Source organism: Streptomyces sp. NPDC058371, from assembly GCF_042723265.1.
Lineage (GTDB): Bacteria > Actinomycetota > Actinomycetes > Streptomycetales > Streptomycetaceae > Streptomyces.
Genome location: NZ_JBHXJC010000001.1, coordinates 1,058,233 through 1,072,468, shown reverse-complemented (window position 1 = coordinate 1,072,468; position 14,236 = coordinate 1,058,233). Strand labels below are relative to the sequence as shown.

At 72.3% G+C, this 14,236-nt stretch carries 11 protein-coding genes, 1 pseudogene and 1 riboswitch; of the genes and pseudogenes, 5 read left to right on the top strand and 7 right to left on the bottom strand.

The window, feature by feature from the left end:
• Positions 1-94: 94 nt before the first annotated feature.
• Complete coding sequence (locus ACFWM2_RS04615; protein WP_383272933.1) at positions 95-1,768, bottom strand: PucR family transcriptional regulator; 1,674 nt, start codon at positions 1,766-1,768, stop codon at positions 95-97.
• Positions 1,769-2,001: 233 nt separating this feature from the next.
• Here ACFWM2_RS04615 and ACFWM2_RS04610 point away from each other — a divergent pair, with 233 nt between their 5' ends.
• Together ACFWM2_RS04610 and ACFWM2_RS04605 are read left to right on the top strand one after the other, a co-directional pair.
• Positions 2,002-3,261: an aspartate aminotransferase family protein gene (locus tag ACFWM2_RS04610; protein ID WP_383272931.1), complete on the top strand. Its 1,260-nt coding sequence runs from the start codon at positions 2,002-2,004 to the stop codon at positions 3,259-3,261.
• A 43-nt stretch (positions 3,262-3,304) separates the two neighbouring features.
• A complete protein-coding gene (locus ACFWM2_RS04605) occupies positions 3,305-4,744 on the top strand; it encodes an NAD-dependent succinate-semialdehyde dehydrogenase (protein ID WP_383274149.1) in 1,440 nt (479 codons plus the stop codon).
• A gap of 85 nt (positions 4,745-4,829) precedes the next feature.
• Here the strand turns inward: ACFWM2_RS04605 and ACFWM2_RS04600 are convergent, their stop codons facing one another.
• Positions 4,830-5,462, bottom strand: a complete 633-nt coding sequence (locus ACFWM2_RS04600; protein WP_383272929.1) for an MBL fold metallo-hydrolase — start codon at positions 5,460-5,462, stop codon at positions 4,830-4,832.
• Complete coding sequence (locus ACFWM2_RS04595) at positions 5,462-6,547, bottom strand: S-(hydroxymethyl)mycothiol dehydrogenase (RefSeq protein ID WP_383272927.1); 1,086 nt, start codon at positions 6,545-6,547, stop codon at positions 5,462-5,464. The genes ACFWM2_RS04600 and ACFWM2_RS04595 overlap by 1 nt, the downstream gene beginning before the upstream one ends.
• A gap of 268 nt (positions 6,548-6,815) precedes the next feature.
• Between ACFWM2_RS04595 and ACFWM2_RS04590 the strand changes: the two genes are divergently transcribed.
• Positions 6,816-8,570, top strand: a complete 1,755-nt coding sequence (locus tag ACFWM2_RS04590) for an ABC transporter ATP-binding protein (protein ID WP_383272925.1) — start codon at positions 6,816-6,818, stop codon at positions 8,568-8,570.
• Between the two features lie 16 nt (positions 8,571-8,586).
• On the opposite strand, the gene ACFWM2_RS04585 is transcribed toward ACFWM2_RS04590, so the two are convergent.
• On the bottom strand, positions 8,587-10,047 hold the full coding sequence (locus tag ACFWM2_RS04585; RefSeq protein ID WP_383272923.1) for an aldehyde dehydrogenase family protein: 1,461 nt from the start codon (positions 10,045-10,047) through the stop codon (positions 8,587-8,589).
• Positions 10,048-10,283: 236 nt separating this feature from the next.
• Entirely contained in the window at positions 10,284-10,580 is a 297-nt protein-coding gene (locus tag ACFWM2_RS04580; RefSeq protein ID WP_383272921.1) for a hypothetical protein, read from the bottom strand.
• A gap of 171 nt (positions 10,581-10,751) precedes the next feature.
• On the opposite strand from ACFWM2_RS04580, the gene ACFWM2_RS04575 reads away from it, so the two are divergent.
• Both ACFWM2_RS04575 and ACFWM2_RS04570 read left to right on the top strand, forming a co-directional pair.
• Positions 10,752-11,117: a nuclear transport factor 2 family protein gene (locus tag ACFWM2_RS04575; protein WP_383272919.1), complete on the top strand. Its 366-nt coding sequence runs from the start codon at positions 10,752-10,754 to the stop codon at positions 11,115-11,117.
• A 332-nt stretch (positions 11,118-11,449) separates the two neighbouring features.
• Positions 11,450-11,536, top strand: a riboswitch (ZMP/ZTP riboswitch).
• 24 nt (positions 11,537-11,560) lie between these two features.
• Positions 11,561-12,409 carry a bifunctional 5,10-methylenetetrahydrofolate dehydrogenase/5,10-methenyltetrahydrofolate cyclohydrolase gene (locus ACFWM2_RS04570; RefSeq protein WP_383272917.1) on the top strand — a complete coding sequence of 283 codons (849 nt, stop codon included), beginning with the start codon at positions 11,561-11,563 and terminating at the stop codon, positions 12,407-12,409.
• On the opposite strand, the gene ACFWM2_RS04565 is transcribed toward ACFWM2_RS04570, so the two are convergent.
• Positions 12,410-13,396, bottom strand: a complete 987-nt coding sequence (locus ACFWM2_RS04565) for a CU044_5270 family protein (protein WP_383272915.1) — start codon at positions 13,394-13,396, stop codon at positions 12,410-12,412.
• Positions 13,397-13,631: 235 nt separating this feature from the next.
• A pseudogene (locus ACFWM2_RS04560) lies at positions 13,632-14,138 on the bottom strand (RNA polymerase sigma factor); the annotation flags it as partial.
• Positions 14,139-14,236: the final 98 nt, after the last annotated feature.

Sequence of the window (14,236 nt, the reverse complement as noted above, 5' to 3'; positions counted from 1 at the left end):
ACGCCGCGCGCTTACCGGCGTCACGCCGAGGGTGTCGTGAAAGCCGGACACCTTCTGTCGTCTTTCCGGCACGACTTGCCTCGCGCGTCGCGGCTCAGGGCAGCCGGAGCACGTCGTACGCCATGAGCGCCACGTGCAGTTCGCTGCGCCGCTCGCCGGATTCGAGATCGCAGCCGAGGAGTCGTTCGACGGAGTGAAGTCGCTGGTAGAGCGTCTGGCGCGACAGCCCGCCGCGCCGTGCGGCGACCGTCTTGTTTCCGGCGGCGTCCAGGTAGAGGCGGAGCGTGGTGAGCAGGTCGGTGTGGTGCCGGCTGTCGTGGTCGGCGATGCGGCCGAGCGTGCGTTCCGCGTAGTCCTGGATCCGGGTGTCCCCGCGCAGGGCGTACAGAAGCTGACGGAGACCGATGTCGGCGAGCTCGTGGAAGGACTTGTCCGGGGTAGCCCGCTGGATGCCGGCGGTGGCCGCAGTGGCCGGCGCGGGCAGTACCGCCTCCGCCACCCGGGCCGCCTCACGGAAGGAACGGGCCGCTTCGGGCAGTTCGGTGACCTCGCAGCCGACGCTCACGACAGCGTGCGGACGGACGTGCAGCGCAGCCCGGGCGAGCCGCTCGACGGCGGCGCGCCAGGGCGCCCGGTCGGGGCGCAGGGCGAGCAGGCCGGCGACGCGGCCCGGCGCGAGTTCCCCGGTGAGCGCGGGGATCCCGGCCGCCGTCAGCTCCTCGGACAGCAGCGCTTCCAGCGCCTCGCCGTCCGCCTCGCCCCGCGAGTCCACCAGGACGGCCAGGTAGCGGCAGTCCTCGGTCGGCAGGCCCAGCGCGGCGGCGCGGGCCCGGGCCTCCCCGGCGGAGCGGTGCCGTTGCCCGGCGATGTCCCGCAGGGCGCCACGGTGCGCTCCGCGCTCCCACGTCGTGGCGTGCACCAGGCGTGCGATGGTCAGGCTCATCGCCGTCCGCTCCAGTACGGTCACGTCCTCCGGGCCGAAGGGACGTGCGCCGGGCGCGGGGAGCATCACGACGCGGCCCCAGCGTTCGCCCTGGAAGGCGACGGGCGCGACCAGCCATCCTCCGGGCCCCCGCACCGCCGTACTGTCACCGGTCGGGGTCGCTCGGGAGCGTTCCTCCCAGTCGGTGAGGGCGTCCTCGACGGTGCCGCCGGAGGGTTCGCAGAACATCGCCCGGTGCACCAGGTTCTCCAGCACGACGGTGTGGCCGCTCATCTCCGCCGCCGCCCGCACCGCGTCCTCCGGTCCGGCGCCGCGCAGCGTCAGCGCGGTGAACGCCTCATGGATCCGCTGGGTCCTGTGCATCGCCTCCGTCTGGTTGCCCAGGACGAGCGTGTGGACGACCTGGGTGACCTCCAGGAAGTTGACGTCCCGCGCGAGGGTGACGAGCGGCAGGTCCCGGGCCCGGCAGGCGCGGACGAGGGCCTCGGGCGGCCGGTGATAACGCCGTACGAGTTCGATGACCAGGGCGGCGGCCCCGATGTCGGCGAGCTCGTCGACGTACCGGCGCACCCGTCCGGGCTCCTCCGGCAGCGGCATGCCCGTGGTGAGGACCAACTCTCCGCCCTTGAGGAAGGAGGCGGGATCCGTCAGTTCGGTGATGTGGACCCAGCGGACCGGCCGGTCGAGCCGTGCCGCACCGGCGACGACCCGGGGCCGGCCCGCGGCCAGCACGGGCAGCGCCAGCACGTCGGCGACGGTGAGCGGCCGGCCCGACCCCGTGTTCCCGGCTATGGGGGCGCACGGGGGCGAGTGGTCCTCGGTCACGGTGCCTCCCGTCCTCCGGACACTGTGACCAGCGCCCGCTGACCTGCGCACGATCCCCGGGTTCGGGGTCCGCTCCGCCCCCGGCGCCTGCCCCGGCCGACGCCGGTTGACACACCGTCCAAACCCCGGCGGCGGGCCGGACACATCGCGCGGGGTCGCGACCGGACCCGGCGGAGATGCTCGAAGCGCGGAAGCGATCCACGACGCAGGCCCCCTAGTTCTGGGAGACCACCATGACCGCACTGTCGCCGCACCTCCGCCAGGCCACTCCCGTGGTGGCGGTCCGGGGCGAGGGCGTCCATCTGTACGGCGAGGACGGCCGCCGCTATCTCGACTTCACCGCCGGTATCGGCGTCACCAGCACCGGGCACTGTCACCCCCGGGTGGTGGCCGCCGCGCAGGAGCAGGTGGGCACACTCATCCACGGTCAGTACACGACGGTTCTGCACCGGCCGCTGCGGCAGCTGGTCGAGAAGCTCGGCGAGGTGCTTCCGGCCGGTCTGGACAGTGTGTTCTTCTCCAACTCCGGCAGTGAGGCGGTGGAGTCGGCGCTGCGGCTGGCCCGGCAGGCGACCGGGCGGCCGAACGTGCTGGTGTGCCACGGCGGTTTCCACGGCCGGACCGTCGCCGCCGCCTCGATGACCACCTCCGGCACCCGCTTCCGTTCGGGGTTCTCGCCCCTGATGAGCGGAGTGGTCGTCACCCCGTTCCCGACGGCCTACCGCTACGGCTGGGACGAGGAGACGGCCACCCGGTTCGCCCTCCGGGAGCTGGACTACACGCTCCAGACGATCTCCTCGCCCGACGACACGGCCGCGGTCCTCGTCGAGCCGGTGCTCGGTGAGGGCGGGTACGTGCCCGCGACCAGCGCCTTCCTGCAGGGCCTGCGCGAACGCGCCGACCGGCACGGCTTCCTGCTGATCCTGGACGAGGTGCAGACCGGCGTCGGCCGCACCGGACGGTTCTGGGGCCACGACCACTTCGGAGTCGTCCCCGACGTCCTCGTCACCGCCAAGGGGCTGGCCAGCGGCTTCCCGCTGTCCGGGATCGCCGCTTCGGAGGAGCTGATGCGCAAGGCCTGGCCGGGCTCCCAGGGCGGTACGTACGGCGCCAACGCGGTGGCCTGCGCGGCGGCCTGCGCCACCCTCGACGTCGTACGCGACGAGAAGCTGGTGGAGAACGCCGAGGCGATGGGCGCGCGGCTGCGGGCGGGACTGGAGACGGTCGCCGCGACGACACCCGCCATCGGGGACGTACGGGGTCTGGGTCTCATGCTCGGCTCCGAATTCGTCACGCGGGACGGATCCCCCGATGCCGAGACCGCCGCGCGCGTCCAACGGGCCGCCGTGGACGAGGGGTTGCTCCTGCTGCTGTGCGGGGCCTGGAACCAGGTGGTGCGGATGATCCCCGCGCTGGTGATCGACGAGACGTCGGTGGACGAGGGGCTGCGGGCCTGGGCCGCCGCCGTATCAACCGGGACCGGCACCCGATGACGGACGACCGCCCCCGACCGGCCAGGAGGACCCCGTGAGCATCCTGAACGACGTACCCGAGCAGCTGTTCATCGGCGGTGTCTGGCGGGACGCCCTCGACGGCGGCACCTTCGCCGTCGAGGACCCGGCGACCGGCGCGGTCATCGGCCGGGTCGCCGACGCCGGCCCCAAGGACGCCCGCCTCGCCGAGGACGCGGCCGTCGAGGCACAGGAGGAGTGGGCGCGCACGGCACCCCGCGCGCGCAGTGAGATCCTGCGACGCGCCTACGAGCTCGTCCTGTCCCGCTCCGACGAGCTGGCCCTGCTGATGACGTCGGAGATGGGCAAGCCGCTGGCGGAGGCGCGGGGCGAAGTGGCGTACGCGGCCGAGTTCTTCCGCTGGTTCTCGGAGGAGGCGGTACGCATCGACGGCGGTTTCGGCATCCTGCCGGACGGCCGCAACCGGATGCTGCTGATGCGCCGTCCGGTCGGACCGTGTCTGCTCGTCACCCCCTGGAACTTCCCGCTGGCGATGGGCGCCCGCAAGATCGGACCGGCGATCGCCGCGGGCTGCACGATGGTGCTCAAACCGGCCCCGCAGACCCCGCTGTCGAGTCTCGCGCTGGCCGGGATCCTGCGGGAGGCGGGGCTGCCGGACGGGGTACTGAACGTCGTCACCACCTCCCGGGCCGGTGAGGTCGTCGAGCCGCTGCTGCGCGGCGGGCGGATCCGCAAACTGTCCTTCACCGGCTCCACGCAGGTCGGGCGGCTGCTGCTCGCACAGTGCGCCGACACGGTCGTACGCACCTCGATGGAGCTGGGCGGCAACGCGCCGTTCCTGGTCTTCGACGACGCCGATGTGGACGCGGCCGTCGAGGGGGCGATGACGGCCAAGATGCGCAACATGGGCGAGGCCTGCACCGCCGCCAACCGCTTCTTCGTCCACCGTTCGGTGGCGGAGGAGTTCGGGCGCCGGCTCGCCGAGCGGATGGGAGCCCTGGTCGTGGGCCCCGGCACCGCGCAGGGCGTGGACGTCGGGCCGCTGATCGACGCCGGGGGCCGGGCCAAGGTCGCGGACCTGGTGGCCGACGCGGTGGGGCGGGGCGCCCGGGTGCTGGTCGGCGGCGCGGCGCCGGACGGTCCGGGGCACTTCTATCCGCCGACGGTGCTGGCCGAGGTGGATCCCGGCAGCCGTCTGATGGAGACGGAGATCTTCGGCCCGGTGGCGGCGATTCTGGTCTTCGACGGGGAGGACGAGGCCGTACGGCGGGCCAACGACACCCCGTGGGGCCTGGTCGGCTACGTCTTCACCGAGGGCCTGGACCGTGCCCTGCGCGTCAGCGAGCGGCTGGAGGTGGGCATGGTCGGGGTCAACACCGGGCTGGTCTCCAACCCCGCGGCGCCGTTCGGCGGCGTCAAGCAGTCGGGGCTCGGGCGGGAGGGCGGCCGGGTCGGGATCGATGAGTTCCTGGAGTACAAGTACCTTGCGGTGCCGGTGCGTTGACGTATCCGTCGAGGTGCGCCCCCTCGTAGCGGTGACGGCCGCCCGGATTGATGTCCGGGCGGCCGCCGCCGCTGCGGGTGGGGCGTCAGTGGCCGCGGGCGATCCACTCCTCCAGGTGCGGGGCCTCCGCGCCGATGGTGGTCGTCTCCCCGTGTCCGGTCCGCACGACCGTGTCCGCCGGGAGGCCGAGCAGCCGCTCGCGGATCGACTCGACGATCGTCGGGAAATGCGAGTAGGAGCGGCCGGTGGCTCCCGGGCCGCCCTGGAAGAGGGTGTCGCCGGTGAAGACGGTGCCGAGGCCGGGGGCGTACAGGCAGACCGCGCCCGGGGCGTGGCCCGGCGTGTGCAGCACGGTCAGGTCGGTGCCGGCGGTCTCGATCACCTGCCCGTCGGCCAGCCAGGCGTCCGGCAGCCGGTCCGGGTGGGTCTGCTTCCACAGCGGCAGATCGTCCGGGTGCAGCCAGATGGTGGCCCCGGTCCGCTCCGCGAGCGCGGGCGCGGCGTCGATGTGGTCGTTGTGAGCGTGCGTGCACACGATGGCGCGCAGCCTGCGGTCGCCGACCGCCGCGGCGATGGCGTCGGCGTCGTGGGCGGCGTCGATGACGATCGCCTCGTGGTCGTCGCCGACGATCCAGACGTTGTTGTCGACGTCCCAGGTGCCGCCGTCGAGCGAGAAGGTGCCCGAAGTGACGAGGTGATCGATACGAGCGTGCGTCATCAGAACACCACCACCGAACGCAGGACGTCACCCTGGTGCATCCGGTCGAAGGCCTCTTCGACCTGGTCGAGTGCGATCGTCTCGGACACGAACGCCCCCAGGTCCAGGCGCCCCTGGAGGTGCAGGTCGATCAGCAGGGGGAAGTCGCGGGACGGCAGACAGTCGCCGTACCAGGACGACTTGAGGGCACCGCCGCGCCCGAAGACGTCCAGCAGGGGCAGTTCAAGACGCATCTCCGGGGTCGGGACTCCGACGAGGACGACCGTGCCGGCGAGATCGCGGGCGTAGAAGGCCTGCTGGTACGTCTCCGGGCGGCCGACCGCGTCGATGACGACGTCGGCGCCGAAGCCGCCGGTCAGTTCGCGGATCGCCTCGACGGGGTCGCTCTCGCGGGAGTTGACCGTGTGCGTCGCGCCGAGCTTTCGGGCGGTGGTCAGCTTGCGGTCGTCGATGTCGACGGCGATGATCTTCGCCGCACCCGCCAGCCGGGACCCGGCGATCGCCGCGTCGCCGACGCCACCGCAGCCGATGACCGCGACGGAGTCCCCGCGTCCCACGTTCCCGGTGTTGATGGCCGCGCCGATGCCGGCCATCACTCCGCAGCCGAGCAGCCCGGCGACCGCGGGCGAGACCGCCGGGTCGACCTTGGTGCACTGTCCGGCGGCGACCAGGGTCTTCTCGGCGAAGGCGCCGATGCCCAGGGCCGGGGACAGCTCCGTGCCGTCCTTGAGGGTCATCCGCTGCCGGGCGTTGTGCGTGTCGAAGCAGTACCAGGGCCGCCCGCGCAGACACGCACGACACTGCCCGCACACCGCACGCCAGTTGAGGATCACGAAGTCGCCGGGCGCGACGTCCGTGACGCCCGGGCCCACCGACTCCACGACGCCCGCCGCCTCGTGGCCGAGCAGGAAGGGGAACTCGTCGTTGATGCCGCCCTGTTTGTAGTGCAGGTCCGTGTGGCAGACCCCGCAGGCCTGGATCTGCACCACGGCCTCACCGGGCCCCGGATCCGGTACGACGACGGTCTCGACACGCACCGGCTGGTCCTTCCCCGGTGCGATCACGCCACGTACTTCCTGCGCCATGGTGATGAGCCCTTCCGTAGGTCGACGTTCCGTCGATCGACCCTACGGTGTGACCGGCCGGTAGAAGGCCAGGTGGCGTTCGTCCGACGCGCTCCGGGTGTGACGGGCGGCCGGGTTCACCCGCGCTCCGTACGCCCACCTCGCCGGCTCCGGGATCACGGCCCGGGGACATCGCGAACGCCACCCAGGTCTCACCGCTTCGCCGGTCCGCACGGGCACCTCGGCGACGTAGCCTGAACACTCCGCGTCGACTCCCGCTAGGAGCACTGTGAGCATCGCTGCAACGGAAGCCCGACCGCCCGCCTGGCGGCTGCTTCTCGGGTACGTACGGCCGCATCGGTGGGCGCTGCTGGCGGGCGCGTTGCTGGCGCTGGGGACAGGCGCCACGGGCCTGGTGCTGCCGCTGGTGGCGCGGGGTCTGATCGACGATCTGTCGCACGACCGGCCCATCACCGGCGCCCTCGTCGGCATGGCGGCGCTGGTGGTGGTCAACGCGGCGGTCGGCGCGCTGGGTTCGTACGTCCTGCGGCGCACGGCCGAGTCCGTGGTCCTCGGCGCCCGGCGCAACCTGTCCTCGTATCTGCTGCGGCTGCGCATACCCGCCGTGGACCGCAGCGAGCCGGGCGATCTCATGGCCCGCATCACCTCGGACACCACGCTGCTGCGCGAGGTGACGACCGACTCGCTGGTGGGTCTGGGCACCGGCGGCCTCACCCTGGTCGCGACGGTGGTCATGATGGGGCTGGTCGACCCGGTGCTGCTCGGCGTCACCCTGGCCGTGATCCTCGGCGCGGGCACCGTCCTCGGCGTGATCGTGCCGCGCATCAACCGGGCGAGCCGCCGGGCGCAGGACGCGGTCGGTGTGATGGGCGCGTCCCTGGAGCGGATCCTCGGCGCCCTGCGCACGATCAAGGCGTCCGGGGCGGAGCATCGCGAGGAGCAGAGCATTCACGCGGCCGCGCACGAGTCGTGGCGGCAGAGCGTCAGCGCGGCCAAGTGGTCGGCGGCGGCCGGCAATACGGCGGGCCTCGCGATGCAGATCGCCTTCATCACCGTGCTCGCGGTGGGCGGTGCCCGGGTGGCGACGGGCTCCATCGCCGTCGGCACGCTGGTCGCCTTCCTCCTCTACGTCTTCTATCTGATGTCGCCGATCCAGCAGGTCGTCGGCGCGATCACGCAGTACCAGACCGGTGCCGCGGCACTCGCCCGGATCCAGGAGGCGCTGGAGCTGCCGGCCGAACCGGCCGCCCTGCCCGCCGCGTTGCCGTCCCCCGGCGCGGCGCCGGCCGCGCTGGCCTTCGAGGACGTCCGCTTCCGTTACGCAGACGATCTGCCGTACGTCCATCACGGGGTGACATTCACCGTCCCGGCCCAGGGCATGACCGCGTTCGTCGGCCCTTCGGGGGCGGGCAAGACCACGGTGTTCTCCCTCATCGAGCGGTTCTACGAGCCCGAGGCGGGCCTCATCACCCTCGACGGCCGCGCGCTGGAGGACTGGGACCTGTCCCAACTCCGTGCCGCCATCGGCTATGTGGAGCAGGACGCCCCGGTCCTGTCGGGCTCGTTGCGCGACAACCTGCTGCTGGGCAATCCGGAGGCGGACGAGAACGACCTCGACCGGGTCCTGAAGACCACGCGGCTCGACGGCCTGATGGAGCGGCTGCCCCGGGGCCTCGACACGCTGGTCGGCCATCGCGGCACCAAGCTGTCCGGTGGCGAACGCCAGCGGGTCGCCATCGCCCGAGCGCTGCTGCGCCGCCCGCGTCTGCTGCTCCTCGACGAGGCCACCTCGCAGCTGGACGCGGTGAACGAGGCCGCACTGCGCGACACGGTCGCCGATGTCGCCCGGACGACCACGGTCCTCGTGGTCGCACACCGGCTGTCGACCGTCACCATGGCGGACCGCATCGTCGTGATGGACGCAGGCCGCGTCCGTGCGGTGGGCACGCACCGCGAACTGGTCGCCGGGGACCCGCTCTACGCCGAACTGGCGGCCACGCAGTTCCTGGCCACGGCCGGCTGAGGCTCCCGGGCAGGTCTTAGAACGGGTAGTGCGCGTGCTGCGTGGAGATGGTCACCCAGCGCGTGTTGGAGAACGACTCGATGCCCCAGCGGCCGCCGAAGCGCCCGTAGCCCGAGCCCTTGACGCCGCCGAAGGGCGCGTGCGGCTCGTCGGCGACCGACTGGTCGTTGATGTGCACGATGCCGGTGCGGATGCGGCGCGCGACGGCGAGTCCGTGCGTCGCGTTCTCGGTGATGACACCGCAGGTCAGGCCGTTTTCGGTGTCGTTGGCGACGGCGACCGCCGTGTCGTCGTCGGCGAAGGTCTCGATGACGCAGACGGGGCCGAACGCCTCCGCGTAGTACAGGTCCGCGTCCTTGGGAACGGCGGTGAGCACGGTCGCCGGGTGCACCGCGCCCTCCGGCTCGCCGCCCCCTGCGAGTACTTCGGCACCCTGGGCGACGGCGTCCTTCACGAGAGCGGCGACGCGCCGGGCGGCGGAGGGGCTGACCAGCGGACCGACGACGGTGTGCGGGTGGCCGGGGTCTCCGGCGTGGAGCGAGGCGACCTTCGCGGTGAACTTGCGGGTGAACTCCTCGGCGAGGGACTCGTGGACGAGGATGCGGTCACCGGACATGCAGATCTGGCCGGAGTTCAGGAACACGCTGAAGGTGACGGCCTCGACGGCGTAGTCCACGTCGGCGTCGTCGAGCACGACGACGGCGTTCTTGCCGCCCAACTCCAGTACGGCGGGCTTGAGGTGGGCGGCCGCGTGGGTGCCGATGATCCGGCCGACGCCGGTGGAGCCGGTGAAGTTCACGGCGCGGACGCGGGTGTCGGCGATCAGCACCTCGGCGATCTCGGCGGCGTCCTCGCGGGCGTTCGTGATCACGTTCAGCACGCCGTCGGGCAGCCCCGCCTCGCGCAGCACGTCGGCGACGAACAGGGCGCAGGCGACCGGCGCGTCCTCACTGGCCTTCACGACGACGGTGTTGCCCGCGGCCAACGGGGCGGCGACGGCGCGGACGCCGAGGATGAGGGGGGCGTTCCAGGGCGCGAAGGCGGCGACGACGCCGAGCGGTTCGCGGACCGCGAGCCCGAGCGTGCCCTCCTGCTGCGCGCTGAGCACCTCGCCGCGGGGCGCGGTGATCGCGGCGGCCGCCTCACGCAGGAAGTTCGCGGCGAGCCCCACGTTGAAGTACGCCCACGGGCGGGTGCCGCCCACCTCGCGCGCCATCAGCTCCGCCACCTCTTCGCGCTTGGCGTCGACGAGATCGGCCGCCTTGAGGAAGATCGCGCGGCGGGCGAAGGGGGCGAGCGCGGCCCACTCGGCGAAGGCGGCGTCGGCCGCGTCCACGGCCCGTGTGACGTCCTCGGGTCCGGCGGCGGCGACCGTCGCGTACACCTCACCCGTAAAGGGGTCGATGTCCTCGGCGGTACGGCCCGAGACGGCGGGCACGTCCTTGCCGCCGATCAGCAGTTCACGGATGAGGGGCATGGCGCGGGTTCCTTCGCTACGTGCATACGACGGTACGCACATGGGGCGCTCGGGGGGCGACCGAGATGGCCGTTCGCCCGGTGAAATTTGATTCATCAACTATTCGGATGCTCTGACCCGGCCCCGGGAATGTCAAGGGCCCCCGCCGTGGCGGGGGCCCTTGGGGCGCGTGCGCGTGGGACGCGGTGAAGCGGTGCGGGATCGGCCTGGGGCCCATCCTGACCTGCCCGACGGTCCTAGTACTCGAGGCCCGGGAGCAGGTTGGTGACGGGCGCGACGAGGTCGGTGACCTGGTGCAGCTGGTTGAGGTCGTGCAGCCGGTTGAGGCCCGCGATCTGCTGGGAGACCCGGGGCAGCTTGTCGCGGTGCTCCGCGGGGATCTCGCTCAGAGCGAGCGAGTCGAGCATGGTGACCGGGTTCAGCTTGCCCGCGCCCGGGGCCTCGGGACCGGCCGCGTTCGCCATCGGAGCGGCAAGGCCGGTGATTCCGACGGCAAGACCAACGGCGGCGACGATACGTCGTGTTGAGATCATGCATTCTGCAACGGCGGGGAGCCTCGGCCGGACACGGGCGGGCCGTCCCCCTCACCCGAGAGGCGCACAGGGCGGCAGCGCTTGCCGTCCGCCGCCCGGCGGAGGAGTCTCGAAGGAGAGGCCCTTCGCGGCCCGCTCCTTGCCGGGCCGCGGCCTTCTAAGGAGGTCACCATGGGCACCGCGGCAGGCCCCGCTTTCGACGCCGAAGCTCTGCGCCGAGGCATTGAAGGACAGAGCGCAGCGACTCTTCTGTCGCTCTACGCGGACGACGCGGAAATCCGCGTCGTCGACCGCAACACCCAGCCCAGCCATCCGATGGTCATGCACGGACGCGACAAGATCGGCGAGATGCTGAACGACGTCTACAGCCGGGACATGACCCACAAGATGGAGCAGTGCATCGTCCAGGGCGACCACGTCGCCTTCACCGAGTCCTGTGAGTACCCGGACGGCGTGAAGGTGTACGCCAGCTCGATGATGTCCCTGCGGGACGGCAAGATCGTCGACCACACGATGCTGCAGGCATGGGACGAGTAGGAAGGAAATGGCCGAAGGTCCAGATCAACTCCCATCTGACCTGGACCTTCTCGGCACGAGCGGCGATGGGACGCTCGCGAGCGAGCCCGGCTCGGCAACCACGACCGCTGTCCGCGGCGGGTCGGCGCGCGTCTCTTTCTCTGCTGCGCTCCGTACTGCGGGCACGGCGTTCCCGTCCGCTCGCTCCGATGCCGCGTGCTGCTCGACGGCGGCGTATCCGGCCGCGCTGAGCCGCATCCGGACGCGACGGCGGCCGGCCACCGGTGCGTACCGCCGGGGAGGGTTCCTGAGGGACGCGGCCGCACAGCGCCTCGGTCCTACGGTTAGGCTGGCCGGCGGACCGTGACTGGCGCTGAGGTGGAGTACCACCGGGGAGCGGTCTGACGAACGCGTCTCTGCCGCGCGCCTGGGCGATGGTCCTGTACGACGCTCAGGAGTGGCTCATGTCCCAGGCCCGGCTCATGGATGGCACCGGTCTCGCACGGCGGATCGTCGAGGAGACCGCGAAGCGGGCGGCCGGCCTCGCACAGCGCACGGGAGTGGCGCCCTGTCTGGCGACGGTGCTGGTCGGTGAGGATCCCGCCTCGGTCACCTACGTGAAGATGAAGCAGAACCGCTGCCGCAAGGCCGGTATCGAGTCCCGGCACGTGGCCCTGCCCGCGGACACCACGACGGCCGGTCTGATCAGCACCCTCGACGCCCTGTCCGCGGACCCCGGCGTCCACGGCATTCTCCTGCAGCACCCCATGGGGGCGCACATCGACGAGCGCGCGGCGTTCGAGGCGATCGCGCCGGAGAAGGACGTCGACGGAGTCACGCTCAGCTCTTATTCGGCGATGAGCTTCGGTCTCCCCGGCTTCCTCTCCTGCACGCCGGGCGGCATCATGCGGCTCCTCGACGAGTACGACGTCGACCCGGCCGGGAAGCGGGCCGTCGTCGTCGGCCGCAGCGCGATCCTCGGCAAGCCGGTCGGCATGCTGCTCCTCGGCCGCGACGCCACGGTGACGTACTGCCACTCGCGCACCGCGGACCTGTCCTCGGTCGTCCGGGAGGCGGACATCGTGGTGGCGGCGGTGGGGCGGCCCCGGCTGATCCGCGGCGAGGACGTGAAGCCGGGTGCCGTGGTGGTCGACGCCGGGTACAACGCAGGGAACGTCGGCGATGTCGACTTCGACACCGCCGTCACCCGGGCGGGGCTGATCACCCCGGTGCCGGGCGGTGTCGGCCCCATGACGATCGCCACCCTGCTGGAGCAGACCGTCACGGGCGCGGAACGTCAACTGGGCCTGTGATCAGCGCATCCACGCGCTGTACGACATCACGTCGCCGGCCTCGACGCCGTACTCGGGATCGCCCTTCGTGACGGTGTCCTCCAGTCCGAGGACGGCGCCGGTCGCCGGGTCCAGGATCAGCATCCGGCGGACCGAGTGCTCCGTGTCGTCGTACACGTACGCCTGGCCCCCGCGTCCCAGCCGGTCGGTGACCTCGCCGACGGGGCGCAGTCCCGGCGCGTCGGCCAGGACCCGCGCCAGCGCGGCGGACTCATGGCTGCCGAGGGTCCAGTGGTCGAGCAACTCGGCCATGGCGTCCAGGAGTTCGGGGGTCCGCATGGTCCCGGTGGTGTCGATCTCGTCCAGGTAGGCGCGCAACCGCGCGACGTCGTGCGGCGGCCGCGCCTGCGGTGGGGCGTCGCTCCAGCTCGGCGGGTACGACTGCCGGCTCAGGACGTGCCCGTCCTCGACCGTGCGCGGGGTGTCCTCGCCGTCGGTGATGACCGGCCTGCCCGGGTGGCGCGGGTCGGTCGCCACGACGAGTTCCGTGTGGCTCCCATCGGCCTTCCAGCGCTCGATGCGCTCCTCGGGAAGCGTGATCGGCGGACGGGCGCCCGGCCCGCTCGTCATGGACAGGCTCCACGACTGGACGTGCGTTCCCTGCCGCAGCGGGAGCGAGGCACCGGACGCGGCGGCGCGCACTGCCAGCTCGTGCAGGGGTACGGCGGCGGAGCCCACCTCGACGACCAGGGGGCGGGGTGCGGCCACGGCGGGAGTGGTGGTGCTCCCCGACAGCAGGAGCGTGAGGGCGATCGCCGCGACGACGCCGGTGGTGGCGATGCTCCAGGTCCAGCGCCGGACGTGCCGGGATCGCCGGCTCCCCTGCTCGCCGTGCAGCAGCTGGTTCAGGCGGCGCTCCGCGTGGTGGTCCAGCGGCCGGTCCCGGTAGCGGGGCTCGCCGGACGGGACCGGGTTGGCTCGGCGCAGCAGTTCGAGTTCGTCAGCCATGGCCGTGCTCCTTCGGGGTGTCGCGGCGGGGCGCTTCGGCGCCAGGGGCGAGGGTGAGCGGCGTGGGGTCGCCGCTCGGCACGACTTCGCTGCTCGGCGTACGGCCGGAGGCTCGGCGGGTGCGGCCGGAGGCTTGGCGGTCGCCGGCGGAGTTCTGATGGCCGCCGTCCTCGCCGCACGAGTTCTGGTGGCCCCCGCCGGAGTTCTGACGGTCGCCGCCGGAGTTCGGTATTCGGCCGCTGCTGCGCATACGGTCGATCTCCGCTCTCAACCGGCGCCGCGCGCGGTGCAGCCGCATCGCCGCGGCCCGGCTGCCGCAGCCGAGTGCGACGGCGACCTCGTCGACTCCGAGCTCCTCCCACGCGGTCAGGCGCAGCACCTCCTGGTCGGCCGGGGTGAGCCGGGCCAGCGCGTCGTGCACCCAGTCGCCGGGAGCCTCGGCGTCAGGGCTGTCCACGATCTGCCGGCCGTGCGCGGTCTCGTGGTTGCCGAGCCGGTCGAGGAGCCGGCGCCGGCGGCCGTAGCCGCGTACCGCATTGGCCAGGCAGTTGCGGGCGACGCCGTACAGCCAGGGCAGTGGGGTGGCGGGCAGTTCGGACCGTCGGCGCCAGGCGACGGTGAACACCTCCGCCACCACTTCCTCCACCTCGCTCGTCCGGCCGTCCAGTCGCCGCGCAACGTAGCGGCTGACCGCCCAGTAGTGCTCGCGATAGGCAGCGGCGAAGATCTCGTCGTTGCTCATGTTCCGTAGGTGTCCGGCAGGTGGGAGTTCGTCACACCCGCCGATGTGACGCTCGTCGCTTCCCTCGAGTGTGACGGCCGGGTGGGCCCCGGACACAG

What these genes read in the sequence shown, in the direction of transcription:
- ACFWM2_RS04610 (WP_383272931.1), top strand. Translation starts at nt 2,002, where the DNA reads ATGACCGCACTGTCGCCGCACCTCCGCCAGGCCACTCCCGTGGTGGCG.
- ACFWM2_RS04600 (WP_383272929.1), bottom strand. Translation starts at nt 5,462, where the DNA reads ATGACGCACGCTCGTATCGATCACCTCGTCACTTCGGGCACCTTCTCG.
- ACFWM2_RS04595 (WP_383272927.1), bottom strand. Translation starts at nt 6,547, where the DNA reads ATGGCGCAGGAAGTACGTGGCGTGATCGCACCGGGGAAGGACCAGCCG.
- ACFWM2_RS04585 (WP_383272923.1), bottom strand. Translation starts at nt 10,047, where the DNA reads ATGCCCCTCATCCGTGAACTGCTGATCGGCGGCAAGGACGTGCCCGCC.
- ACFWM2_RS04580 (WP_383272921.1), bottom strand. Translation starts at nt 10,580, where the DNA reads ATGATCTCAACACGACGTATCGTCGCCGCCGTTGGTCTTGCCGTCGGA.
- ACFWM2_RS04575 (WP_383272919.1), top strand. Translation starts at nt 10,752, where the DNA reads ATGGGCACCGCGGCAGGCCCCGCTTTCGACGCCGAAGCTCTGCGCCGA.
- ACFWM2_RS04570 (WP_383272917.1), top strand. Translation starts at nt 11,561, where the DNA reads ATGTCCCAGGCCCGGCTCATGGATGGCACCGGTCTCGCACGGCGGATC.
- ACFWM2_RS04565 (WP_383272915.1), bottom strand. Translation starts at nt 13,396, where the DNA reads ATGGCTGACGAACTCGAACTGCTGCGCCGAGCCAACCCGGTCCCGTCC.